Below are 23,851 nucleotides of genomic sequence, written 5' to 3' on the forward strand. Positions count from 1 at the left end.
TTGCGTGATTAACTCCGCTTTGCTCCGTTGATCCCGGGTAGGGGGCCAGCAGTGAAGTAAAGGCCCGACCTCCGCTGCTCTTCGGTCGTGCTTTTTGTTTTAGGGCTCCGTCATCTCAAGCAAGCTTGGATATCTCTGCCCTAAAACAAAAAGCCCTGCTATCGCAGGGCCTTTTACTTCACTGCGGAGAGGGAGGGATTCGAACCCCCGGTACCTTGCGGTACAACGGTTTTCAAGACCGCCGCATTCGACCACTCTGCCACCTCTCCGGGGGCGAAATTAATAAAAAACAGATTATGTGCTTCTTACAGCCCTATGTTTCTTTTATCGCCGCCGCATCATTCTTTTCGTATTTTAACGTTGACCTTTCTGAAGAATGAAGATTTTATACCATACCTCCGTCGTTCTGGGATGCCTTCTGGGTGCATGTTCATCTTCGGAATCTCCCCGGCAGGAAGCCGTTGCAGAGCTTGTGGAAACGCGGACAGATACGGTGGTTGCCGATACCATGCCTGCCATCAATTCATTGCCCGAAGGCTTTGTGTATGTGGATGAGGTGATTCAAGATATCCGCACAGACCTCGGCTATTTTTCCTCAGATAATTTTATCGGTGATACCGTTGATGGATATCTGACCAACCGCGCCATCCTGAGTGAACAAGCAACACAGGCGTTGAAAGAGGTTCAAGCATCTCTCCGTGAAAAAGGACTTGGCCTAAAGATCAGGGATGCCTACCGCCCGCAACAGGCGGTGGATCATTTTGTGCGCTGGGGAAAGGACCTTTCGGATACCCTGATGAAATCTACCTACTACCCGCATATCAAGAAGCAAAGCGTCTTTCTTAAGGGGTATGTTTCCGAACATTCGGGCCACTCAAGAGGAAGTACGGTGGATCTGACCCTTGTTTATCTTTCCGGTGATAGCGTAGACACAGAGGTGGACATGGGTTCCATATGGGATTTCTTCGGACCCGAGTCAGGCACAAAGGCAAGTCATCTCACATCTCTTCAGAAAACAAACCGGCAATTTTTGAGGGAGAAAATGATGGCCCATGGATTTATAGCTTATGATGGGGAATGGTGGCACTTCGTTCTGAAGGATGAACCATTTCCGGAAACCTTCTTCAACTTTCCCGTGAAATGAACAGCGGCACCCTACGTTTGCTCCGGACCATTTCACTAATGACGGTGTACGGTTACTGTCTTTACCTGATGGTGGCCATTACCCTTCAGTACATCCCAATTAAAACAGACGTGGCTTTTCTGGCCATCAAGCAGGACTACGTGCACATGACGCACTACCGTATAGCTTTCTTTATACATGTCTTTGTATCCATTCTTGCACTACTGGCAGGTTTTACCCAGTTCTCCAAAGGTCTGCGCCGTAAATACCCCGCATTGCACCGCAAGGCCGGATGGTTGTACGCCGGGGTCATCATCCTGCTGGCCGGTCCCTCGGGGCTGGTGATCGGAATATATGCCAATGGTGGCTGGCCTTCCCGACTGGCATTTTGCATGCTGGCAGTGCTGTGGGTGGTATTCACTTTATTTGCTATCATTACTGCAAGAAAGCGGGATATGGTCGCGCATCGTCGCTGGATGATCCGAAGTTTTGCACTGACCTTGTCCGCGATCACCCTGAGGGCATGGAAATATTTTATCGTAGCAGCCTTTCATCCCCGACCCATGGACGTTTACCAGGTGGTGGCGTGGCTGGGCTGGGTATTGAATCTGATCGTTGCTGAAATTATCATCCTTAAAACCAAATCATCATGAAGTCAATCTATTTATTCGCCATTGTTTTGTCCGGCATGCTCGCAGCCTGCGGAGGAAACCCTTCGTCAGAGGATCATAATGAATCCGATAGCACCGCTCAAAGCAGTGCCACAACGGAAACTCAGGTAGAAGCACAAATGCCGCAAGTGGACAACGCCGGCGTGCTCGGCTATTATGTGGGCAAATTCAAGGCGGAAGTATTTAAGAAGGATAAAGAACCATCGTATTCCAACAAGATCAATATATCGATTGACTCCATTGTGGGTGATGCACTATATGGACATAGTGTGGTGGCCGGAAACCTGCGTCCGTTTTCCGGAAAAGTATCCAAGGGCAATGGTTATCTGGTGGTGGATGCTACCGAACCGGGAGACGATAAATATGACGGGAGATTCCGGTTTACAATCACACCGGACAAGAATGAATTGACCGGAAGGTGGACAGCGAATGATCAGAACCTGGCGGTCACAGAGCGGTCGTACACCCTTGATAAAAAAAACTTCACATATTCCCCAGACCTCAAGCTTCCGGAGAATGTGGCGTGGTCAGAGCTGGTGCCAGATAAATCCATAAATGAAGAGTTTGATTTTGAAATGGTAACGGAGGATGTTCTGAAAGTCAATCCATCCAATACCAAACTGGAATCCAAAGATGTGGAGAACATGTACAAGGGCGACCTGGAGATTGTGCGGAATTCCATATATGCCCGGCACGGGTATTCATTCAAAACCCGCCGTATGCGCTACATCTTTGATAAATATGTGGATTGGTACATACCGCGTTCAGTAAATGTTACTTCGGAACTGACCAAACTGGAACTTGATAATATCGAACTGCTGAAGCGCTACGAGGCGCATGCTGCGAATTACTATGATACTTACGGTAGATAAATAACCATTCCATTAAAGTCCTAAATCAATTCACAGATGAAGAATCGTATTCTATCCATTTTGCTACTGGTTATTATCATCGGAATGTATTCCTGCGGTAATTCCATGCCAGACGAAGCCCAAACCAATGACGCCAATCAGGATGAAGCCTTGACAGATGCGGGTGTGGTTGATCAGTCCGAAGCACTTGCTCAGTTTTATGAACAGGGAAGAGCAGATGTGCAGTCTTTTGAATTGGATATCAGTAAGGATCAGTCTGTGAAAGCAAATGGAGGTACGGAACTCAGTATTCCGGCAGGTGCCTTAGTATTTGAAAACGGGGACCCTGTATCCGGGTCTGTTACCCTTAAGGTGCAGGAATTTTATGCTGTTGCAGATATGCTTTTGGGAAATCTTACAACAGCAACTGACGGAAAACCGCTTGAAACAGCAGGTATGGTTCATATCTCCGCAACTTCAGACGGAAAGAAGTTAAAGGTCAGGGATGGCGCGGTGTTGGGACTGAATATGCCTGCAAGTAAGGTGAAGTCGGGAATGCAGTTGTATCAAGGAAAGGAGGATGCTTCTGGATCCGTGAACTGGCAGCTGGCACAACAACCGGATCAAGTTAGTGCCAGAGCCACATCCATAAAAAAGTCTGTTGTGAAAAAGAAAACACCCGAAAATTATGGTGGCAAGGCTTTGGCCGACCTCGTGAATGATCGGGTGTTCCTCACACAGCCTCATTGCAATGATTGCGCATCATATCTTCAGAAAAATATTTCCTGCGGGTTAAAATTCGATAACCTTACCTATGCAAAAACAGCCATATTAAAGTTTGATATTGGTTTTGATGGCACTGTAGATAATCCGGCAATTGCCAAGGGATTGAGCGATGCATGCGATGAAGAAATACTCGGATTATTTAAAAAGTCAGGTGAGTGGTTGCCCCCTATTGATAAAAAGTTTGGCAATTCCAGTGTGCGCTGGGGTATAGAAATGAAGCCGGGTCAGGGACGGGTTTTCGCCAGGGTGTTGGATAATGAAAAACTCAGTTTGTCGAAAGAGTTATTTGCAGCACTGAAAAACTATATGGCAGATATTGAAAACTCTGATAAAGTCAAGGAGAGCGATCAACTGCCAACCGAGGCGCCGGTTAGAGGTTATTCATTTGGGCTGACCACTTTGGGGTGGTACAATTGCGACCAGCAATATCGTTGGGAACAGGAAGGGATTCCACTGGCACGATTGCGTATCAAAACAGGTTCAGCGCAGAATACAAACCTGGTAGTCGCATTCAAAGGACGCTCAACGGTATTGCCATCTGGTGAGAGGGATCAGGAATCATTCAGTTTTAACAGCCTCCCATCGGGAGATGAAGTGTTGGTGTTTGCGGTACAGATCAGGAAGGACGGACCCTATTTTGCTTTTCGGGATGCGACCATTGGCAATGAGGAAGAACTGACACTGGCTTTTGAAAAGATGAGCTACATAGAAGTGAAGGAAAAGATGGCTAACGCAGTGACAGTAGGAGTTAAGAATAAATAGCCATTAACCTCTCCAATTATACTGATTGCTAACAGATACCGGCAATTTAACCTTAAGTGAAAACAGGAGTGCTGTAGAATCTTTAGAATATGAAAAATTTAAAGTTGCTGAAGCATACCTACCGGCATCATTCGGTTATGTATATTCCAACAAAAAAGCCCGGAATCTCCGGGCCTTTCAGGTAACCTAAATGCATAAGTGCAATATCAATCGTTGGTATTTTAATTAGATGACCACCAGTGAAACAGCCGCCGCCGCTATAACCACATAGGCGAGGGCCAACAACCACTTTCTACGGATGGGTCGCCTGCTTTGCATGCGCAGGTGATAAGATAGGGTCAGGGCAACCAGGGCCACTGTACCAAGGTGCAGGCGCGTGAAACCGGAAACATAAAACTCCATCATATACGCTTCCCACCCCGTCAGTATCACGCTGCATCCAAAAAACAACATGGCCAGCTGATGCTTGTATAAATATGTACCGAATAATCTCATGTTCTGATAAGTGTCAATAATAAAGTGCAAATGACGCGAACTTCCGCATCTAAGTGTAAATACGTAGGTGATAGGCACAAGGTTCGGTGAATCTGCTCTTTAGCGCTGAAAATCGATGAAATAATTTTTTTACACCACTGAGCGACAGATTTTTTAACATGAAGGTGATAATTCGACATGTTAAAGCGCAGTATGTTAACAAAAAAGGCCATGCTTTCAATTGAAGCACGGCCTTGGGTGTTAAGATGGTGGCAGACTATTTTTCCATAAAGTCCTTCATGATCTTCAGGAATTTCTCATGTTCTTCGGCCATGGGGTTATGACCACTGTTCTCGAACATCTCAAACTGAGCCTGGGGCATGTAATGCTTATACTGTACAGCGTATTCCGGTGTGGCTACATAATCAAATCTTCCGAAAAGTAGCAGGGCAGGGACTTTTACATCTTTTAACTGCCTTCTGAAGTCGGTTTTGATGATGTCACCGCCTACAAAGAAATCCGCATCGTTACCTACAATGCTAAAATACACCTTCAGATTCATCATGTGATCCGGCGCCATATCGGGCTTGAACTCCAGCTTCTTCCGGTTGTGTGTATCGTGAATATACATGAATCCGGTGGGGACACTACCATAAACTGATGCAAAGATGGAGTCGCTGGAGATATAACCTTCCTTCCGCAGGGAGTCGATGACGGCCCACTTCTCAGGGAATTGCGTTTTGACATTATAATTGTAACTGTCGCAATTGGCCTGCCACATTTCATGGCTGTGAAAAGCTGCTGCAAGAACCAGGCGCTTCAGGCTGTTCGGGTACTTCAGGGCATAGGCCTGCGCAGCTACTGTGCCATAAGAGTGGCCGAATACCGTCCATTTTTCAAGGCCCAATGCTTTTCGTAACGCTTCCAGGTCTTCAACATCCCGATCTATCGAATATTCTTCGGGGTTCTCAGCACGTGCTGAATATCCCCTTCCAAAAGCATCGAAATAGATCATCTGATAGTTCTCCGCGAGGTCACCGGCATAAAGTTGCATGTAGTCATGTGAATTACCGGGACCTCCTGCAATGCAAACGATGGGGTCTCCTTTACCTACAACTTCCACGTATAGGCTGTCGCCGTTGATGAGCATTTTATGCCCTGTGCTGACTTCCGGCGTTTTCGGCGCTTTCTTATCGGACTTCTTTTGTGCTGATCCCGCGAATACAGCGGTGCAGCAAATGGCAATGGTTAAAAGCAGATGTTTCATAGGCTTGTTCAGGCTTGTGGTTCTTCTGTTTTGTAAGCTTCCAAATGTACATTTTTTACCGCCCTTCCGGATGGGTCATTCGTGTTTCGGAAACTTTCGTCCCAGGCCAGTGCCTCAGGTGTGCTACACGCAACCGATGGTACACTTGGGACGGTAGATGCTGCGGCATCTGATGGAAAATGCTCAGCGAAGATAGAACGGTAATGATATTCCTCTTTACTCATCGGTGGATTTACCGGGAAACGGTATTTGGCATTGGCCAGTTGTTCGTCGGTTACCTGTTCACTGGCTACATGCTTTAAGGTATCGATCCAGCTATAACCTACACCGTCGCTGAATTGCTCTTTCTGTCTCCAGGCCACACTCTCAGGGAGGTAATCCTCAAATGCCTTACGCAGAACCCATTTTTCCATGCGTTCCTTGTTGATCATCTTATCCTTCGGATTGATGCGCATGGCCACATCCATGAATTCTTTGTCGAGGAACGGAACCCTTCCTTCCACACCCCATGCTGCCAATGATTTATTGGCGCGCAGACAATCATACAGGTTCAGCTTTTTGAGCTTACGGACCGTTTCTTCATGAAAGGCCTGGGCATCGGGTGCCTTGTGAAAGTAAAGGTATCCACCGAAAAGTTCATCAGCGCCTTCCCCGGATAATACCATCTTGACCCCCATGGATTTGATGACACGTGACATGAGATACATGGGCGTGGAAGCCCGGATGGTTGTTACGTCATAGGTTTCCAGATAGTAGATCACATCGCGGATGGCATCGAGGCCTTCCTGCAGCGTAAAATGAATCTCATGGTGAACCGTGCCGATATGATCGGCCACCTTTCGGGCGGCTGCCAGGTCGGGCGACCCTTCGAGACCTACGGCAAAAGAGTGAAGTTGTGGCCACCAGGCATCCTGGACATTGCCGCTCTCAACCCTTTTGGAAGCGAATTTTTTGGCCACCGCGGAAACGATCGAACTGTCCAGTCCACCCGAAAGCAATACACCATAGGGAACATCCGACATAAGTTGTCTTTGAACCGCATTTTCAAGTGCCTCACGCAAGGCTTTGATATCGGTCTCATTGTCTTTTACCGCCTCGAAATCTTCCCAGTCGCGGCTATACCATTGGTGAAGTTTGCCGTCATCCGAAGTCATGTAGTGACCGGGCGGGAAGAGTTCTATCTGGTTGCACACGCCTTCCAGGGCTTTCAGTTCGGAAGCCACATAGAAGTTGCCTTCCTGATCCCGTCCCATATAAAGCGGAATGATACCCATATGATCACGGGCAACCATGTAAAAGTCTTTTTCTTCGTCGTAGAGTGCGAATGCGAAAATGCCGTTCAGGTCTTCCAGGAAATCGGGTCCCTTTTCTTTGTAGAGTGCCAGGATCACTTCGCAATCCGATTCCGTACTGAATGAATAGGGTTGTTGCAGCTGCTCCTTTAGCGCACGGTGATTGTATATCTCACCATTCACTGCCAGGACCTGCTTTCCGTCCAGACTGTACAATGGTTGTCGTCCTGAAGACGGATCAACAATGGCCAGTCGCTCATGGGCCAGGATGGCCTTATCGCCAAAGTAAAATCCGGACCAGTCCGGACCTCTGTGGCGAATGCGTTTTGACATTTCCAATACCTGAGGTCGCAACGCCTGTGCGTCCTGCCTTAGGTCAAATACTCCAATGAATCCACACATGTTTAATCAGGTTGTCCACCCTCACCGCCGGCCGGCGGTGGGTGCGGCAGACGATGGGTGGGGTTAGCTATTATTATTAGAATTCACAATGTTGAAATTCACATTGTGGTTACCACCAAAGTTGCCGTTATGACGAAATTGCATTTTCATGATGCACAAAATTAAAGAATCTTTCTGAATTCTTTGCAACATTGGGTGACGACAATGCTAAAAAAATGTAAAGTGTTGGATATTGATGATACAATGATGTACCTTTATATCATCTGTTCCCTTCCCCGGTCATCACAGCATCTTTTTGTACATTAGCTGCCTCGTATATGACTAGAATCACGATCGTTTCCGCCCTCTGTCTTCTGACGTTTCTGCGTGCCCAGGCCAATGGAATAGAAGCCTTTTTCAGTTATACGACCTTTTACTCACAAGAGGAAGGACCCTACGTGGAAACCTATATTACCATGCTGGGTGAAACAGCCCAATATATGGAGAGCGCATCAGGGAATTGGTATGCTGAAGTGAAAGTGAAAACAATCATCACCGGATTCGGCAGGGATGTTTATCTCGACCGGCATGTTTTAAGAAGTCCTCCTGTAGCCAATGAAAAGGATGCCAAGCCTAATTTTCTGGACATGCAGCGCATTCCCCTGGCCAATGGTACATATGAGGTGACGATCACCATTCAGGATTTGCACAGTGATAAAGAACCACAAACCACATCGTTCAATGTTACCGTGGATTGCCCTGCCGATGAGGTATTTATTTCCGATATAGAATTGGTCGATAGCTATGAAGAAGCCATAGGCCCACCTTCTGATTTTACAAAAAGCGGCCTGGAGATGATTCCCTATGCCATGGACTACTACCCGGAATCCATCGATAAGATCACCTATTACGCTGAAATTTATCATACGGATGCCATTCTCGGTGCCGGTCAGCGGTACCTGGCCAATATTTACATTGAATCCGACCAAACCCGAGCACCCATGGCCAATCTGAGCAGGTTTAAGAAACAGGTGACCGCACCGACCAATGCATTGTTCGGCGAGTTTCCACTGGATAAGGTGTACTCCGGAGACTTTCACCTGGTGATCGAGGTTCGGGATACTACAAATCAATTATTGGCCATTACAAAACGTTACTTTCAGCGCAGTCAGCCGGCCGTTTCAACGACCATGGCCGACGTGGAGAGTACGGATATAACGCTATCGTTCGCCACCACCTTCCATTCGAAGGATACGTTGATCGATTATATCCGCTCGCTTCGTCCGATATCCAATGAACGGGACCTGGTCTTTGCCGATAATGCTATTGCTTCGGATGATATCGAATTAATGCAAAAGTATTTTCACAGCTTCTGGTTGTCAAGAAATCCGGAAGATCCGGCCAAAGCGTGGAAGGAATATAAAGTAAAGGTGGATGAGGTAAACGAGAAGTTTGGAACCCGGTTGTCCAAAGGTTATGATACCGATCGTGGCAGGGTATACCTCCAATACGGTGCCCCGAATTCCATCGCCAAAAGTTACAATGAGCCGAGTGCATACCCCTACGAGATATGGCACTACTACATGTTAGGGGCACAACCAAACAGAAGGTTCATTTTTTATAATCCTGACCTGGTAACAGACGAATTTGCACTTCTTCATTCTGACGCAAAAGGGGAAGTATTCAACAGCCAATGGGAACAGGTGATACATAAGCGTACCACACCCATGGGTAACCTCGACGACCAGGGAAGCCCGGGTCATATGGGTGGCCGCTCGAGTGATTTGTACAGAAATCCGCGATGAGTATTGGATATTACCTTGTTCTGATGCTCCTTTATCCGCTTTCCGTTCTGCCGGACCCGGTGAAATGGCAATTCTCCCGACTGATCGGTTTTGTGCTTGCCCATGTGGTGAGATACCGGCGTTCGGTCATCACCACCAATCTCAGGAATGCCTTTCCGGAGAAAGATACGGCATGGCTTCATCGACTAATGGTTGACTATTACCGGCATATGGGCATATTGTTCATGGAGGTGATCGGGCAGCTGTCTTTTTCCGAAGCGTATTTTGAGCGTCATGTCAAAATCACCAATCTACAATTATTAAAAGACCTGCACGATTCCGGAAGGAGTGTGATCGTGGTGATGGGGCATCATGGTAACTGGGAATTGGCAGCTTTGCTTCTGGCCCAGTCCACACCCTTTGAATCATACGCCATTTATAAACCCTTATCCAGTCAGGTAGCGGACAGGCTATTTGCGAAGCTACGTTCAAGGTTCAGGGCCGGATTGGTGAAGATGCGGGATACGTCCCGTCATATGCTTGCCACACGAGACCGGCAGCAAGCGGTGCTGTTCGTTTCCGATCAGACACCTTTAAAAAGTGAAGCATCTTTCTGGACCACATTTCTTCATCAGGATACACCTGTTTATCTTGGTGCCGAGAAAATGGCAAAAAAAATGAATCTCCCGGTTGTCTTTCTGGATATGCGACGTGTGAAGCCCGGGTATTATGATGTGACGTTTTCTCTGATTACCGATCAACCCGGGGAAACAACCACCCATGAAATAACCGAACGTCATACGGCAATGCTGGAAGAATCCATCAGACAGCAGCCGGAAACCTGGCTATGGTCGCACAGGCGATGGAAGCATAAGCGTTCCGAAAAAGATGTAAGCCATGGATAGGGTCGCGGTGGTCATCCTTAACTGGAACGGCAGACATCTGATGGAGCGCTTTCTGCCCTCTGTAATACAGTTCAGTAAAGACGCTTCGGTGGTAGTGGCAGATAACGCATCGTCAGATGATTCAGTTGAATGGCTTGGGAAGAGATATCCTCAAATTCGGGTTATCCGTCACAGTAAAAACCTTGGCTTCACCGAAGGTTATAACCAGGCCTTGAAAGAGGTCAATGCCAAACACTACGTTTTATTGAATTCCGATGTAGAGGTGACGGAAGGGTGGCTGGATCACATGCTTGCAAAGATGGAAGAGGACTCTACCATCGCCGCCTGTCAGCCTAAATTATTAAAGGAGGCGGAGCGGACACAATTTGAATATGCCGGTGCCGGGGGAGGTTATATTGACCGTTATGGCTTTCCTTTTTGTCGGGGCAGGATTTTTCAAAGTATTGAGCGTGACCATGGCCAGTTCGATGATCAGGTTGAGGTTTTCTGGGCAAGTGGCGCGTGTATGATGATCCGTTCTGAACTTTTTCACCAAAGCGGTGGGTTCGATGCCTCATTCTTTGCCCACATGGAGGAGATTGATCTGTGCTGGCGCCTGAAACGAATGGGGTATACGATCTGGTACGTCGGAACATCAACCGTTTATCATGTGGGTGGAGCCACCTTGCAAACCAACAGTCCGCGTAAGACATATCTGAACTTCCGGAATAACCTGAGCATGATGTTTAAGAATCTGCCTGCCCGGGGTCTTTTTCGGAGTATGTTCATCAAAATGGTGTTGGATGGCATCGCCAGTGTCAAATTCTTTGCAGAAGGACATGTGCGTAGTGCCTGGGCGGTTTTCAGAGCCCATGTCTACTTTTATTCCCATTTATCTACCCTGAAAAGGAACCGAAGGGAGGTCAGGGAAATATCTGAAAAAGAAGAGGTGAGTGCTATCTATAACGGCAGTGTGGTTGTTGCGCATTACGGAAAGAGAAAACACCGGTTCAAAGACCTTGATCAGGACCGGATGACAGCTTCCTAGCTTCTGAAGCTTTCGACACCCAGACGATAGGAATCCAGTCCGAATCCGCAAATGGTACCCTTGCACACAGATGCGATCAGACTCTCATGGCGAAAGGATTCGCGTGCATATACATTGGAGATATGTATCTCTATGACGGTGGTTTTGATTGCTGATATGGCATCCCTGATGGCAACGGATGTATGTGTATAGGCGCCTGCATTCAACAGGATTCCATCACTATTGAAGCCTACTTCTTGAAGTTTATTCACCAGTTCACCTTCCACATTGCTTTGAAAGTAGCTGAACGTAATATCAGGGTACCTGCTTTCGAGTGTTTCCAGATACGCTTCAAAAGAAGTGTTTCCGTAGACATCAGGTTCCCTTTTACCGAGAAGATTCAGGTTCGGGCCGTTGATAATGGCGATTTCCATGCGGCGAAAATACGAAAAATTAGATGTGCCTGTGGTTAGGCCAATGCTGAGGGGGGATCAGAAGATGACAATCTCCTTTTTCTTGTATTGCTTCTTCTTTGTTTCGTCCTTGCTTCTTACCACTTTGGTTTTGTATTCGGTCTCAATGAGCGTTTCGACCAACTCCTCTTCCTGTTCGGATAAACCTAATTCGCCCAGTTCCCTTAACCGGGCATCTTTAGTGTTCTCAGGAATCTCTTGCTGTAAAACGTCGGAGTCAGGTGTATTCTCCGGATTTCTTTTATGCGAAGTATTCTCCTTCCATTGGTAATAAGCCATTCCTCCTGTCAGGGTCATGGCCACGGCCAATAATGTTGCTAGTTTTGTCATCCCACCTTAGAACTTAACAAAAACAAAAGGAAATAAATAATCTGAAATTAGCTCTGAGACCGGCCAAATGTAGTATAACTTCTACAAGTTACCAAATTATTAAGACGAAAATCCAAATGGGGTTTTCAACATTTTTGGCATCGGACAATCCATATCTTTGTGAGTATGAACATTGGAAATAATAGAAAGACACTGGTTCTGGGTGCGAGTCCAAACCCGGAGCGCTATGGCTATAAAGCTGTGCAAAAGTTGGCTGAGGCTGATATTCCGGTAGTGGCGGTAGGAACACGTCCCGGTCAGATCGGGTCGGTGACAATCCGAACGGATCAGCCAAAGGAAACGGGTGTTGATACCGTAAGCCTGTACGTGGGACCTGCCCATCAGCCCGATCTGTACGAATACATCCTGTCGCTCAAACCCCGGCGGATCATTATGAACCCTGGTACAGAAAACCCTGAACTGATGGAGTTGGCGAATAAAGCTGGTATTGAAGTAGAGGTGGCCTGTACACTTGTTCTGCTTGCCACAAAGCAGTTTTGAACAAATCCATTGAGTGACTACCGGATTCTGATGTAAAAGGAATGCGGTGTGTTTACCGGTTCTCCATTGGTACGACCCGGATTCCATGCGGGCATTTGTTCTGTCAACAGGATGATCCTGGTGCTGCCTTTCGTAGATGTTGATACAACCACATTGGTTGGTTTACCATCCGTATTGATCACACAGCTGACTTTGATGCTATCAGGAAGTGTGGATGCGACAGTATCCAACCGATTGCGGTAATAGTTTTGGAGTGCTTCATCCCCTCCGGGGTATGTCGGCGTATTTTCTGTAGTCCAATGGTATGTGATGTCCGCATCGGTGGCAGCAGCGGGTTCGGTTAAATGGCTTCGGAGCTCCTCGGCTTTTTTATCTTCCGTCAGGATCGCCCCGGACCGGGTGTTCTTCTGCTCAATTACCTCGTCCTTTCGTTTGCTTTCCTTAAGCATAACATCTGGCTTCTCTTCAAGATCAAACCCATCATTAGCTTCTGTTTCTTCAGAAATAACAAGTTTATCACCTTCCATTTGTGCCGGCACAGGCGCTGCGTTTCCGGCCATGTCATCGCTTTTGTACTCATCATTGAGCGTAACATTCAATTTTTTCATGACCTCCGGTTTTGTATTGCCGGAAGTTGCAGCTACCCCAAACTGCTGCGCACTCTCCTGCGGGGTTGAGGTTGCTTGGCTTTCTGTTTCCCTTTCTCTGTTCTCAGCAATTTGTTCCGTTGAAGAAAACAGTTGTGAAGATTCGGAGTCCTGATCGGATTCTGCCTGTTCATTCAGAACACCCACATCATCACTACCATTATTGTTCTTCACCCGAGAATCCGGTTGTTTTTTAAATTCAGCGATTTGCTCAGAGGAGGTGTTATTTTCACCGGAACCGATCCACCAGAGTGCTGCACCTGTACAGCATACCAATGCAACTGCTGCGGCATATCGCAGCCAGGATCTTTGCATCGGAACGACCCTGCCACCGGCACTGTGAGATGATATCGCGGCAGAGATGTCATCAAGCAGCTGCTCCGGCTCTTTTATCAGGGCGAGTCCTTCAACCGTATCCTGACACATCTCACAATCCACCAGGTGTCTTTCCACGGCATGCTGCTCCGGGCCGTGCATTTTTCCAGCCGCATATGCGTGCAGGACATCATCCGCCGGACAGGCCTCGTCGGCCAGCCACTGTGCTTGTATGTCTTTGCTATTCATCCTGGCGTATATGTTCCAGAAGATTCTTCAAATTCCGTTTTCCGTTCTGTATATAACTCTTTACTTTTTTCAGAGGGTATCCCGTTTCATGGGCGACTTCCTGGTACGATTTTTCTTCAAGATAGAACTTTCTCACGCATACCGACTGCTCCTCTGACAACTGATCGATCGCCTTTTCCAGTTCACCGATCTCATCCTCCAATACCTCCTTGTCTGTGAGATGCATGCTCGATGGATTTTCCATAAGGGCAGGTTCTCCAAAAACAACTTCCGCATCCACATGGCGTATGTCTTTGTTTCGCCGCAGGATCATCAGGCAATGATTCTTCACCACCATGTACAACCAACTCTTAAAATAAGCGATGGTGTGTTTGTGTACTTTCTCTCCCAGGGAATGATAGATATCCATCATCGCGTCCCTTGCGTCTTCCTCATTCTTCAGATACTTCATGCACACACCAATGACCATTGTCCTGTATCTCAGATAAAGATCAGCCAGCAATTTTTCGTTGCCATGATTCCTGTATGCTTCAAGAATCTCCGCGTCGCTCTGTGTGGATGACATGTCCGTCAAGGGTTCTGCGGTGTCAAGTTAAGCAATTCGTTTGTAGCTCCATAACCACCTTGATTATCCCGTCCGACTTCAAATTTGTGATTAATTATTTATCTTGCGCATCATATTCAATTGAAAATGGGAAAGGCAATCAAGGTTATTTTATTGGCATTTTTAGCGGTGTTGGTTGTATTTCTGATCCTGACACCATTTGTCAAGACCAAGCGTAAGGTCGTTCGTTCCGTTGAGATCAACGTTCCTGCCGAGCGGGTGTTTGAGCTCATTAATAATCCCCGTAACTGGGCGAAGTGGGCTGCGGTAGACAGCCGGTGTACGGATACAAAATATTACTATAGTGGCAATGTAGAAGGACGGGATGCAAGGCTCAGCGCTGAAAGTGAAACATGTGGCAATACCGAATATGTGATCACCAAAAGCACGCCCAATGAAATGGTGGCCTTTGACATCTTTATTGAAAGCTCCGGTCTGGTGGGCAAAGGATCCATTACCATCGATCCTGCCAAAGAAGGCGTAAAGGTCGATTTTATCGACATTTGGGATCTCGGTGATCTGGCATTTCACAAACGCCTTTTTGCCGTCATGATGTTTGATTCCATGGTGGGTGGAAGTCTGGAAAGATCTGCCCAGGGACTAAAAAGTCTGGCGGAAAGCAATCAACTTTAAAATTTCAAACGGGCCGAAGGAACCGTATGTTCGTCTGCCCATTCTCCTCTCAGGTATTTCAGGTACCCGGCAATAGCTATCATGCCCGCATTGTCCGTGCAGTATTGAAAGGCGGGTATATACGCTTGCCATCCCAGTTGCTCAGCCATCCGTTTGAATTGTTCCCGCAGGTATGAGTTCGCACTCACACCACCGGCGATAGCTACGTGCTCCAATCCCAAGCCAACAGTGGCCTTTTCAAATTTCTTCAGTAAAATATCCGTGATGGTATGTTGTATGGATGCGCACAGGTCCGCCATGTGTTTTTGTCTGAAGTCCGGGTCTTTCTTCAACTCATTTTGAAGGAAATAAAGGATCGATGTCTTCAGTCCGCTGAAACTAAAGTCATATCCTGGCATCTGTGGTTGGGCAAAGGTAAAGGCATGTGGATTGCCTTCACGGCCATATTTGTCTACCAATGGCCCGCCCGGATAAGGCAGGTCAAGCATACGTGCGGCTTTGTCAAAGGCTTCACCTGCCGCATCGTCTTTGGTTTCCCCGATGACTTTAAGTGTATAATCTTTCCCAACTTCAACCAACTGGGTGTGCCCACCGGAGACCGTGAGGCATAAGAAAGGTACAGGGGGAATCGGGCTTCCATCATTAATTAGGTGTGCCAGTACGTGCGCTTCCATGTGATTGACGGCCACCATGGGGATCTGCAGGCCTTGTGCCATGGATTTGGCAAAAGAGACGCCAACCATTAAGGAACCTAGTAAACCCGGACCAGCTGTGAATGCGATCCCATCCAGACGGTCCTTGGTGATACCCGCCTTCTTAAGGGCTGCATCTACGGTGGGGACAATGTGCTGCATATGTGCCCTGGACGCCAGTTCCGGAACCACACCACCATATTCTTCATGAACCTGCTGAACGGCCACCACGTTGGCAAGAATTTTGTCATTTATAGAAATCGCGGCGGAGGTATCGTCACATGATGATTCGATGGCCAGCAGAACAATGTCTTTCATGATGCAAATATGGAAGTTTCTGAAATAACGACCTTCATTTTGTATGAAGTTAATCCAAGTCTGAGATGGTTGTAAACATTGGAGCGTTTAAACCGATGGGAAAATATATTGCTACCTTTATGCGAACCGTTAGTACTGTATGACCGGCCGGAAGAAAAAGTGGTTAATCGGATTGATCATTGTACCTGTGTTGTTGCTGACGTGCGGCTACGGTGCCATTCGTAGTCCATATGTGCAAACAAAGGTGGTGCAATGGATAGCGGGGAAGCTTTCAAAGAAATGGAATACCAATGTTTCCATTCAGGGCTTTGATCTTACTTTTTTTTCAGGATTTGTACTGGAAGGTCTCTATGTAGAAGATCAGAAGGGCGATACCCTGCTGTATGTTGAGTCCATAAGTGCCGGTATACAGGGGGTTTCCAGGAAGGAGAAACTGATCAGACTTGAAAGTTTGCGTCTGAAACGTCCCGTTATTCATCTGCATAAGTACGACACGGATTCCGTGCTTAATTTCCAGTTTATCCTGGATTCGCTGGCCAGTAAAGATACCACTAAAAAGAGCAAGGGCTGGGGAGTAACCTGTCCTGCGTATTACCTTGAAAATGGTGCTCTTTCTTTTCGCAATCATCATGCTGAAATTTCCGGTGACGGATTTCAACCCAATAACCTTAGGGTAAGTAAACTTAATCTGGGGTTGGAAGACCTGAATGTAACGGAGGATACCATCACTGCCCGGATTGCTTTTGCCTCGTTAAGGGAAGCCTCGGGTATCACATTGGATTATCTGTATACCGATGTGCGTTACGATCCCACCCGGCTTACACTGGATCATACCGAGCTTAGGACGCCATCGTCCATGCTTAAGTTTCAGGGGGAGCTGTCATACAAGACACCAGCAGACCTCGCATCTTTTAACAACAATGTCCGCTTTAAAGCAGCCTTTGAACCCTCACGACTGGAGCTTGGGGATATCGCCTGGTTTGCCGCGCCATTGAAGGGGATTCGCAAACGTCTGGCCCTTTCCGGTTCATTCAGAGGAAAACCGTCTGAACTCAAGGGGCGTAACTTGAAAGTGCGGTTCGCGCATGAATCCAATTTCGAAGGGGATGTGAATATCAAAGGAATGCCGGATTGGGCCACCACGTTTATTCATGCAAATATTACCAAACTCGAAACAACGGTGTTCGACCTCGAGCAGATTCCGGTCCCTCCGTTCAATGAACAAAAAACATTATCCCTGCCTCCACAGTTGGCGCGACTTGGGAAGTTTGGGTTTACGGGAGACTTCACAGGGTTCCTCCACGAATTTGTGGCCTATGGACAGTTTAATACCGCATTGGGTAGTATCAGTACAGACGTATCTCTGAGCCGGGATGAATCCATCCGTTACAAGGGACAAATCCGGATGGATCAGTTTCATGTGGGCAAGTTCTTTGACATGGCGCCTAAGCTTGGCAGGGTGACCATGAATGTGAAGGTAGATGGAAGTGGCATCGACAAGGATCACCTGAAAACCGCTATCAAAGGAAACATCGGACATATCCTTTATGCAGGATATGATTACAAGCAACTGGAGGTGGAGGGCTATCTCGAAAATCAACTGTTCTCTGGAAGCCTCAAGGCCAACGATGAAAACCTTGACCTGACCTTTGACGGAAGTATCGACTACCGTGGGCGGGAACCCATCTTCGATTTTGTTTCCAACATACGGAAGGCGCGTTTCCACACGCTGAACCTTGTGCCTGAAAAGTATGCCATGGAACTTCAGACAGAGGCCCGGATCCATCTTACCGGTGATCATATCGATAAGATATCGGGGTCACTGGATCTTCTCCGGACCCGGATCATCAAAGATACCACTTCGTTGATGGTCGGTGATCTGGCAATGAACATCAACCGATCTAAAAACAACGACAAGATTTCCATCCGTTCAGATCTGCTGGATGCTGATGTCTCGGGGCAGTATAGCCTGGAGTATATAAAGCAGTCCATACTCGCCACGCTTATGGAGTATCTCCCGTCATTTAAGCCATACGCCCTGCCGTCACGCTTACCGGAACAGAATCTGGAAATCCAGGCGACCGTGAAAAACCTGGATGACATCGGAGCGGTTTACTTTCCTAATCAGGTCCCAGGAAGAAATACCTCCATCATTGGCAGGTATAACTCAGCCATGCATACCGTGCACCTGAACATGAGCGCACCCAGTGCAAGCGTAGGAGGTATGGAGGCTAAACGATTCAACGCTTCAGTTCGATCTGCTTCCGGTATTTTACATGTAGATTGGGATTGTGATACCCTTTATCTGCCGGGGAGCAGCAAGGCCCGGAACCTCTCATTCAGTGGTGAAGCCTCTGCCGATACACTTAACTATATCCTGGGGTGGGATAATCAGGATTCATCACTATATACAGGCGATATCGTTGGTTCGTTGGATTTCAGTGCATATCCTTCGTTTGCCCATGTGTTTAAAAAAGCGGAGATCACGTTTTATGATACCTTGTGGACAGTGGCCAGCGATAACCGCCTTGTTTTCGATACTTCCGGTATTACCATCAATCATATGTATCTGCACTCCCAGTCACAGGCGCTGGATATACGTGGGAAAATATCTCATAACCCTTACAATAAATTGCTGGTGGATTTTGATGAATTCGATCTCCGGAAGACCGATCCGTTCCTGCAAGATAAGGTGCTCGTGTTAGCCGGTGTCATCAACGGGCAAGCGGCCTTGTCCAATTTATACAGCAATCCCGTCATTTCAACAAATATTGAGTTCAAGGGACTCAGGGTGAATGAGCAGGATATCGGTGATGGGCTTGTAAACAGCGACTGGGATCCGGATGGAAAGAAAGCGCGACTGCGGGGTACATTTAAGCGTAATGACCGCCCATCCGTGAACTTCGACGGTTATTATTACCCGTTTGAAACAGAAAACGTGCTGGATATTCATTTTGATATCGCGCATATCCGCCTTAATCTATTTAATGATTATGTGAATGCCTTTATTTCAAACCTGAATGGTGTGGTCAACGGTTCGCTGGATCTCAAGGGCAGTTTCAAAAAGCCGGTGTTGTTGGGTGAACTGGATGTGGTGAAAACCGTTTTCAATGTAAATTACCTTGGGACACGGTATAATTTCGGAAGCAAGGTCAAGTTCACCGAACACTGGATGGAGTTTGACAGTCTCGTGTTGTATGACGGACAAAACGGCCGGGGCATTACGTACGGGAAAATTTTTCACGATGGCTTCAGAAACTGGGGGTTGGACCTGAGCATGGATCTGGACCGGATGCATTGTTTGAACACCGGCGCAAAGGACAACAGTCTGTATTACGGACAGGCCTACGCAAGCGGACTGCTGAATGTTCGGGGAGACCTGAGTAACCTGGTGGTGGATGTACTGGCCAAGCCCGAAAAAGGAACCCGGATAAACATCCCACTTGATAACCCCGACGAGGTGAGTGAAAGTGGTTTTGTGATGTTTGTGAATCCGCATAAAGATACGCTCAGGACGAAGGACAAGGATTACAATGTAAACCTGGATGGTATCCAGCTGAATATGGACCTGGAGGTGACCCCGGATGCAGAGGTGTCCCTGATATTTGATGAAAAGGTCGGTGATGTCATGAGGGGTAGAGGAAACTCAAACCTGAAACTGGAAATAAGCTCCAAAGGGGTCTTTAATATGTACGGCACTTATGAGGTGACCGAGGGCGATTACCTGTTTACCCTTCAGAATGTGATCAACAAGAAATTCAAGGTGAAGGATGGAGGTACCATCACCTGGAATGGAAATCCGTATGATGCGGACCTCGATCTGAAGGCAGCGTATGGGGTGCGTACATCGTTGTCCGATCTCTTTCAGGATACCGCACAGGCATACCGCAAAAGGGTTCCGGTTGATTGCGATATGTATCTGACCGGCAAACTGCTGTCGCCGGATATCCGGTTTGATGTGTCATTCCCGAACAGTCCGGAGGATGTGAGAAGTCAGGCGAAAAGTTTGATGAATACAGACGAAGAAGTAAACCGTCAGGTGTTCAGTCTGCTGGTGCTTTATCGCTTCACACCACCGTTGCAATTTGGCGGAGGTCCAGGGCTCGGACAGCAAAGTGTGTTTGAGAAAGGAGCAGGCAATACCACCAGTGAACTGCTATCGCACCAGCTTAGCAACTGGATATCTCAGAACAGTGACAAATACGACGTGAACGTGAACTACCGTCCCGGAGATGAGTTGACCCAGGAGGAGATAGAAGTGGCCTTATCCACCCAACTTTTTCACGACCGTGTGCAGCTGGAGAGCAACGTGGGTTATGCCGGAGAACAGCAGAACAATCCCTCTCGGCTGGTGGGCGACTTCAACCTGGAATACAAAGTCAGGGAAGATGGTAAGTTCCGTGTCAAGGCGTTCAACCGATCCAATGATTTCGATCTCCTCAGCCAGGAAGCGCCCTACTCACAGGGAGTCGGATTGTTCTACCGGGAAGAGTTCAATACCTGGCAGGGGCTGATGCGCAAAGTATTTTCCGGCAGATCATCAGAGAAAAAAACGGATGCGCAACCCTCCGAAGCGGAACAACAACCTGAGAAGAATGAAGAGTTGGAAATGAAGAATGAAGAATGAAGGCGTTGGCTATGGATATAGGCAGTGTTCGGTTTCATGGATCCCTCGCTGCGCTTCGGGATGACAGGAATCATGAGGCTAACGGAAAGATAAAAGCAGGCGATTGACATTTTGATGATTTAGTGGTCCAATCGCCTGCTTTTATCTTTCTTCCCATTTAAGTTACAAATGCCCTTGTCATCCCGAAGCGCAGCGAGGGATCTTACAGGAACAAATTCACTGTTTGCCCTATTTAGCGGTTTAAGAGGTCAACACATTAAGAATGTCACCGCCCTAGGATAGGGTGATGACCAGGTCATCTGTGTTTACCAATGTTCCTTCCTTCAGGTGAATCGTCTTGATTTCCGCAGCTTCATGCGCTGTGATTGTCGTCTCCATTTTCATAGCTTCAATCACAAACAAAGGTTCATTCTTTTTAACCGTTTGTCCTTTTTTAACGAATATCTTTGAAAGGAGACCCTGTAACGGGGCACCCACCTGTTTTGCATTCCCTTCGTCTATCTTGATGTTCTCCGCTTTTTCGATCTTGAGGCTGCGGTCGTTCACATCAATGTTTCTCGTTTGCCCGTTGACCTTAAAGAACACCGTGCGGATTCCGTCTGCATTGGGAGGACCTACGGACAGCAACTTCACAATGATCTCCTTACCCGGTGCGATCTCAATCTCACATTCTTCATTCAGCTCCATGCCGTAGAAGAAGTTTCTCGTTGGAATCCTTGCCATGTCTCCGAATTGCAGGTGCATGTTCCAGGTCTGCTCATATACCTTGGGGTAGAGCATGTAAGACAGGAAATCGGTGAAGGCCAGTTCACGGTCGAATTTGGGCTGGTATTTCTTCAGGAATGCGTTGAATGCTTCATCCATGTCCACGGGTTCCATGTGTGCATTCGGGCGATCCGTGTATGGCTTTTTATCTTTAAGAATGATCTTTTGTAATTTCTTAGGGAATCCTCCCACCGGCTGACCGAGGTCGCCTTTGAAGAAATTGACAACGGATTCCGGGAAGTTCAGTGTTTCACCTTTGTCCATCACATCCTGAGCGGTCAGATCATTTGACACCATGTAGAGTGCCATATCACCGACAACCTTGGAACTGGGGGTTACTTTTACGATATCTCCGAACAGCATATTCACTTCAGCATAGGCTTCGGTGATCCGGTCAAACTGATCTGCCAGTCCGAGGGCCCGGGCCTGGGGCTTCAGGTTGGAATACTGGCCGCCGGGAATTTCGTGTCTGAAAACTTCTGCTGTTCCGGCCTTCAATCCTGATTCGAATGGATAGTAATATTCCCTCACCGTTTCCCAATATGTGGAGAACTGATTGAGCGATTCCATATTAAAATCCTGGTGTCTCTTGTGATCTGCCATCATCTCCACAATACTATTGAAGTTTGGCTGTGAGGTGAGCCCTGACAATCCGCCGAGGGCAACATCAACCACATCCACACCGGCTTCAATGGCCTTCAGGTAAGTAGCAGGTTGAATGGATGACGTATCATGGGTATGAAGATGAATTGGGAGTTTCACGGTGTCCTTCAGGCCTTTTACCAATTCGGTTGCTGCATAGGGTTTCAGCAATCCAGCCATGTCCTTGATGGCGATGATGTGAGCGCCAGCATCTTCCATTTGCTTGGCGAGCTTCAGGTAGTAGTCCAGCGAGTATTTCGTGCGCTTGGGGTCCATGATGTCACCCGTATAGCAAATAGCGGTTTCTGCAAGTCCGCCGGTTTTCTTGCGTACATATTTGATGCAGGGTTCGATGTTCTTCATCCAGTTAAGAGAGTCGAAGATGCGGAATACATCGATGCCGGTTTCCCATGATTTCTCGACGAATGCTTCCACCACATTGTCGGGGTAGGCCGCGTAGCCTACTCCGTTGGATCCGCGGATCAGCATCTGAAGCAATATGTTTGGCATGGCAGCACGGAGATCGGCGAGCCGTCTCCAGGGATTCTCATTCAGGAAGCGCAGGCATACGTCAAACGTGGCGCCACCCCATACCTCCATGGAAAATGTCTGGGGATGGTTCTTTGCATAGCTTTCCGCCACCTTGAGCATGTCATAGCTTCTCATGCGTGTTGCGAGCAGGGACTGGTGTGCGTCGCGCATGGTGGTGTCTGTATAATGAATCTTCTTTTCCTTTCTGAGCCATTCGGAGAATTTATCCGGGCCTAGTTTTGTGAGCAGGTCTTTCGTGCCTTCGGGGTAGGGTGCATAAGGGTCGAATGCGGGAACGACCGGTTTTTCAAACTTCTTTGTCCGGTCGATAAACTTCACATCGGGATTGCCATTCACCACCACATCAGCCAGGTAATTGACGGCTTTGGTAGCACGGTCCTGTCGGTGATCAAAGCGGAAGAGTTCACGGCTGTCAGCGATGAAGTTAACGGTGGCATTTCCGGAACGGAAGGTGGGGTGTCGCAGAATATTTTCCAGAAACTGCATATTGGTTTTCACGCCGCGAATACGGAATTCCTTCAGTGCCCGGTCCATTTTTCTGCATGCACCATCCAGCGTGCGGGAAGCGGCGGATACCTTCACCAACATGGAATCGAAGAAGGGACTTACCTTGGCTCCCTGGTATACCGATCCTACGTCCAGGCGGATGCCGAATCCTGCGGCACTGCGATAGGTAACGATCGTACCGTAATCCGGTTTGAAGTCGTTGGTGGGATCTTCTGTTGTAATGCGACATTGAACTGCAAAACCAGAAGTTTTGATGGTGTCTTGCGAAGCGATCTTGATCTGGGTGTCGGACAATTTATATCCACCGGCAACAAAGATCTGTGTTTTGATAAGGTCTATTCCGGTGACTATTTCGGTAACGGTATGCTCTACCTGAATCCGAGGGTTCACTTCGATGAAATAGATCTCCATATCCTTATCCACCAGGAACTCTACGGTGCCCACGTTGTTGTAGCCAACAGCACGTGTAATGCCCGTGGCGTATGCGTATAGTTTATCCTTTACCTCCTGGGGTAAACCGAACGAAGGTGCCACCTCAATTACCTTTTGGTAACGCCTTTGCACGGAACAGTCGCGTTCATGCAGGTGTACCAGATTGCCGTGGCGATCGGCAGCGATCTGTACCTCTATATGCTTGGGTTGGTCTACAAATTTT

19 protein-coding genes and 1 tRNA gene are annotated in these 23,851 nt (G+C 47.6%); 10 read left to right on the forward strand and 10 right to left on the reverse strand.

Features of this window, described 5'->3' with window-relative positions:
- Positions 1 to 184 precede the first annotated feature (184 nt).
- Positions 185 to 269: transfer RNA gene (locus KDD36_09110), tRNA-Ser, on the reverse strand.
- 239 nt (positions 270 to 508) lie between these two features.
- On the opposite strand from KDD36_09110, the gene KDD36_09115 reads away from it, so the two are divergent.
- Genes KDD36_09115 through KDD36_09130 form a run of 4 tightly spaced genes read left to right on the forward strand, consistent with a single transcriptional unit; the run spans position 509 to position 4,193 of the window.
- The gene (locus KDD36_09115; GenBank protein MCB0396800.1) at positions 509 to 1,144 is read left to right on the forward strand and encodes a M15 family metallopeptidase; all 636 of its coding nucleotides are present in this window, start codon (positions 509 to 511) and stop codon (positions 1,142 to 1,144) included.
- Positions 1,141 to 1,776 carry a DUF2306 domain-containing protein gene (locus KDD36_09120; GenBank protein ID MCB0396801.1) on the forward strand — a complete coding sequence of 212 codons (636 nt, stop codon included), beginning with the start codon at positions 1,141 to 1,143 and terminating at the stop codon, positions 1,774 to 1,776. The genes KDD36_09115 and KDD36_09120 overlap by 4 nt, the downstream gene beginning before the upstream one ends.
- Positions 1,773 to 2,666: a YARHG domain-containing protein gene (locus KDD36_09125; GenBank protein MCB0396802.1), complete on the forward strand. Its 894-nt coding sequence runs from the start codon at positions 1,773 to 1,775 to the stop codon at positions 2,664 to 2,666. The genes KDD36_09120 and KDD36_09125 overlap by 4 nt, the downstream gene beginning before the upstream one ends.
- A gap of 36 nt (positions 2,667 to 2,702) precedes the next feature.
- A complete protein-coding gene (locus tag KDD36_09130) occupies positions 2,703 to 4,193 on the forward strand; it encodes a hypothetical protein (protein ID MCB0396803.1) in 1,491 nt (496 codons plus the stop codon).
- A gap of 225 nt (positions 4,194 to 4,418) precedes the next feature.
- On the opposite strand, the gene KDD36_09135 is transcribed toward KDD36_09130, so the two are convergent.
- From KDD36_09135 to asnB, 3 genes are all read right to left on the reverse strand, one after another.
- Positions 4,419 to 4,688: a hypothetical protein gene (locus tag KDD36_09135; GenBank protein ID MCB0396804.1), complete on the reverse strand. Its 270-nt coding sequence runs from the start codon at positions 4,686 to 4,688 to the stop codon at positions 4,419 to 4,421.
- Positions 4,689 to 4,944: 256 nt separating this feature from the next.
- Positions 4,945 to 5,934, reverse strand: a complete 990-nt coding sequence (locus tag KDD36_09140; protein MCB0396805.1) for an alpha/beta fold hydrolase — start codon at positions 5,932 to 5,934, stop codon at positions 4,945 to 4,947.
- Between the two features lie 8 nt (positions 5,935 to 5,942).
- The gene (gene asnB / locus KDD36_09145) at positions 5,943 to 7,628 is read right to left on the reverse strand and encodes an asparagine synthase B (protein ID MCB0396806.1); all 1,686 of its coding nucleotides are present in this window, start codon (positions 7,626 to 7,628) and stop codon (positions 5,943 to 5,945) included.
- Between the two features lie 317 nt (positions 7,629 to 7,945).
- Between asnB and KDD36_09150 the strand changes: the two genes are divergently transcribed.
- Genes KDD36_09150 through KDD36_09160 form a run of 3 tightly spaced genes read left to right on the forward strand, consistent with a single transcriptional unit; the run spans position 7,946 to position 11,323 of the window.
- Positions 7,946 to 9,412: a GWxTD domain-containing protein gene (locus tag KDD36_09150; GenBank protein ID MCB0396807.1), complete on the forward strand. Its 1,467-nt coding sequence runs from the start codon at positions 7,946 to 7,948 to the stop codon at positions 9,410 to 9,412.
- On the forward strand, positions 9,409 to 10,296 hold the full coding sequence (locus tag KDD36_09155; GenBank protein MCB0396808.1) for a lysophospholipid acyltransferase family protein: 888 nt from the start codon (positions 9,409 to 9,411) through the stop codon (positions 10,294 to 10,296). The genes KDD36_09150 and KDD36_09155 overlap by 4 nt, the downstream gene beginning before the upstream one ends.
- The gene (locus KDD36_09160) at positions 10,289 to 11,323 is read left to right on the forward strand and encodes a glycosyltransferase family 2 protein (GenBank protein ID MCB0396809.1); all 1,035 of its coding nucleotides are present in this window, start codon (positions 10,289 to 10,291) and stop codon (positions 11,321 to 11,323) included. The genes KDD36_09155 and KDD36_09160 overlap by 8 nt, the downstream gene beginning before the upstream one ends.
- Here KDD36_09160 and aroQ read toward each other — a convergent pair.
- Both aroQ and KDD36_09170 read right to left on the reverse strand, forming a co-directional pair.
- Complete coding sequence (aroQ, locus tag KDD36_09165; GenBank protein ID MCB0396810.1) at positions 11,320 to 11,736, reverse strand: type II 3-dehydroquinate dehydratase; 417 nt, start codon at positions 11,734 to 11,736, stop codon at positions 11,320 to 11,322. The two genes, KDD36_09160 and aroQ, sit on opposite strands and share 4 nt — an antisense overlap.
- A 57-nt stretch (positions 11,737 to 11,793) precedes the next feature.
- A complete protein-coding gene (locus KDD36_09170) occupies positions 11,794 to 12,105 on the reverse strand; it encodes a hypothetical protein (GenBank protein ID MCB0396811.1) in 312 nt (103 codons plus the stop codon).
- 165 nt (positions 12,106 to 12,270) lie between these two features.
- Between KDD36_09170 and KDD36_09175 the strand changes: the two genes are divergently transcribed.
- The gene (locus KDD36_09175) at positions 12,271 to 12,645 is read left to right on the forward strand and encodes a CoA-binding protein (protein MCB0396812.1); all 375 of its coding nucleotides are present in this window, start codon (positions 12,271 to 12,273) and stop codon (positions 12,643 to 12,645) included.
- 17 nt (positions 12,646 to 12,662) lie between these two features.
- Here the strand turns inward: KDD36_09175 and KDD36_09180 are convergent, their stop codons facing one another.
- Positions 12,663 to 13,856 (reverse strand): hypothetical protein, encoded by a 1,194-nt coding sequence (locus KDD36_09180; GenBank protein MCB0396813.1) that lies wholly within the window; start codon positions 13,854 to 13,856, stop codon positions 12,663 to 12,665.
- The gene (locus KDD36_09185; protein ID MCB0396814.1) at positions 13,849 to 14,421 is read right to left on the reverse strand and encodes a sigma-70 family RNA polymerase sigma factor; all 573 of its coding nucleotides are present in this window, start codon (positions 14,419 to 14,421) and stop codon (positions 13,849 to 13,851) included. Before KDD36_09185 ends, KDD36_09180 begins: the two co-directional genes overlap by 8 nt.
- Before the next feature lie 126 nt (positions 14,422 to 14,547).
- On the opposite strand from KDD36_09185, the gene KDD36_09190 reads away from it, so the two are divergent.
- Positions 14,548 to 15,093 (forward strand): SRPBCC family protein, encoded by a 546-nt coding sequence (locus KDD36_09190; protein MCB0396815.1) that lies wholly within the window; start codon positions 14,548 to 14,550, stop codon positions 15,091 to 15,093.
- Here the strand turns inward: KDD36_09190 and tsaD are convergent.
- Positions 15,090 to 16,103, reverse strand: a complete 1,014-nt coding sequence (gene tsaD, locus KDD36_09195; GenBank protein ID MCB0396816.1) for a tRNA (adenosine(37)-N6)-threonylcarbamoyltransferase complex transferase subunit TsaD — start codon at positions 16,101 to 16,103, stop codon at positions 15,090 to 15,092. The two genes, KDD36_09190 and tsaD, sit on opposite strands and share 4 nt — an antisense overlap.
- A gap of 139 nt (positions 16,104 to 16,242) precedes the next feature.
- Here tsaD and KDD36_09200 point away from each other — a divergent pair, with 139 nt between their 5' ends.
- Complete coding sequence (locus KDD36_09200; GenBank protein ID MCB0396817.1) at positions 16,243 to 20,730, forward strand: translocation/assembly module TamB; 4,488 nt, start codon at positions 16,243 to 16,245, stop codon at positions 20,728 to 20,730.
- A 273-nt stretch (positions 20,731 to 21,003) separates the two neighbouring features.
- Here the strand turns inward: KDD36_09200 and KDD36_09205 are convergent.
- Positions 21,004 to 23,851: pyruvate carboxylase (locus tag KDD36_09205; protein MCB0396818.1), on the reverse strand; the 2,848-nt coding region annotated here is incomplete at its 5' end.

It is taken from the genome of Flavobacteriales bacterium, from assembly GCA_020435415.1.
In the GTDB taxonomy this organism is placed as follows: domain Bacteria; phylum Bacteroidota; class Bacteroidia; order JACJYZ01; family JACJYZ01; genus JACJYZ01.

What these genes read in the sequence shown, in the direction of transcription:
- KDD36_09115 (MCB0396800.1), top strand. Translation starts at nt 509, where the DNA reads ATGCCTGCCATCAATTCATTGCCCGAAGGCTTTGTGTATGTGGATGAG.
- KDD36_09175 (MCB0396812.1), top strand. Translation starts at nt 12,271, where the DNA reads ATGAACATTGGAAATAATAGAAAGACACTGGTTCTGGGTGCGAGTCCA.
- KDD36_09200 (MCB0396817.1), top strand. Translation starts at nt 16,243, where the DNA reads ATGACCGGCCGGAAGAAAAAGTGGTTAATCGGATTGATCATTGTACCT.
- aroQ (MCB0396810.1), bottom strand. Translation starts at nt 11,736, where the DNA reads ATGGAAATCGCCATTATCAACGGCCCGAACCTGAATCTTCTCGGTAAA.
- KDD36_09170 (MCB0396811.1), bottom strand. Translation starts at nt 12,105, where the DNA reads ATGACAAAACTAGCAACATTATTGGCCGTGGCCATGACCCTGACAGGA.
- KDD36_09150 (MCB0396807.1), top strand. Translation starts at nt 7,946, where the DNA reads ATGACTAGAATCACGATCGTTTCCGCCCTCTGTCTTCTGACGTTTCTG.
- asnB (MCB0396806.1), bottom strand. Translation starts at nt 7,628, where the DNA reads ATGTGTGGATTCATTGGAGTATTTGACCTAAGGCAGGACGCACAGGCG.
- tsaD (MCB0396816.1), bottom strand. Translation starts at nt 16,103, where the DNA reads ATGAAAGACATTGTTCTGCTGGCCATCGAATCATCATGTGACGATACC.
- KDD36_09135 (MCB0396804.1), bottom strand. Translation starts at nt 4,688, where the DNA reads ATGAGATTATTCGGTACATATTTATACAAGCATCAGCTGGCCATGTTG.
- KDD36_09120 (MCB0396801.1), top strand. Translation starts at nt 1,141, where the DNA reads ATGAACAGCGGCACCCTACGTTTGCTCCGGACCATTTCACTAATGACG.
- KDD36_09160 (MCB0396809.1), top strand. Translation starts at nt 10,289, where the DNA reads ATGGATAGGGTCGCGGTGGTCATCCTTAACTGGAACGGCAGACATCTG.
- KDD36_09155 (MCB0396808.1), top strand. Translation starts at nt 9,409, where the DNA reads ATGAGTATTGGATATTACCTTGTTCTGATGCTCCTTTATCCGCTTTCC.
- KDD36_09140 (MCB0396805.1), bottom strand. Translation starts at nt 5,934, where the DNA reads ATGAAACATCTGCTTTTAACCATTGCCATTTGCTGCACCGCTGTATTC.
- KDD36_09125 (MCB0396802.1), top strand. Translation starts at nt 1,773, where the DNA reads ATGAAGTCAATCTATTTATTCGCCATTGTTTTGTCCGGCATGCTCGCA.
- KDD36_09190 (MCB0396815.1), top strand. Translation starts at nt 14,548, where the DNA reads ATGGGAAAGGCAATCAAGGTTATTTTATTGGCATTTTTAGCGGTGTTG.
- KDD36_09185 (MCB0396814.1), bottom strand. Translation starts at nt 14,421, where the DNA reads ATGTCATCCACACAGAGCGACGCGGAGATTCTTGAAGCATACAGGAAT.
- KDD36_09130 (MCB0396803.1), top strand. Translation starts at nt 2,703, where the DNA reads ATGAAGAATCGTATTCTATCCATTTTGCTACTGGTTATTATCATCGGA.
- KDD36_09180 (MCB0396813.1), bottom strand. Translation starts at nt 13,856, where the DNA reads ATGAATAGCAAAGACATACAAGCACAGTGGCTGGCCGACGAGGCCTGT.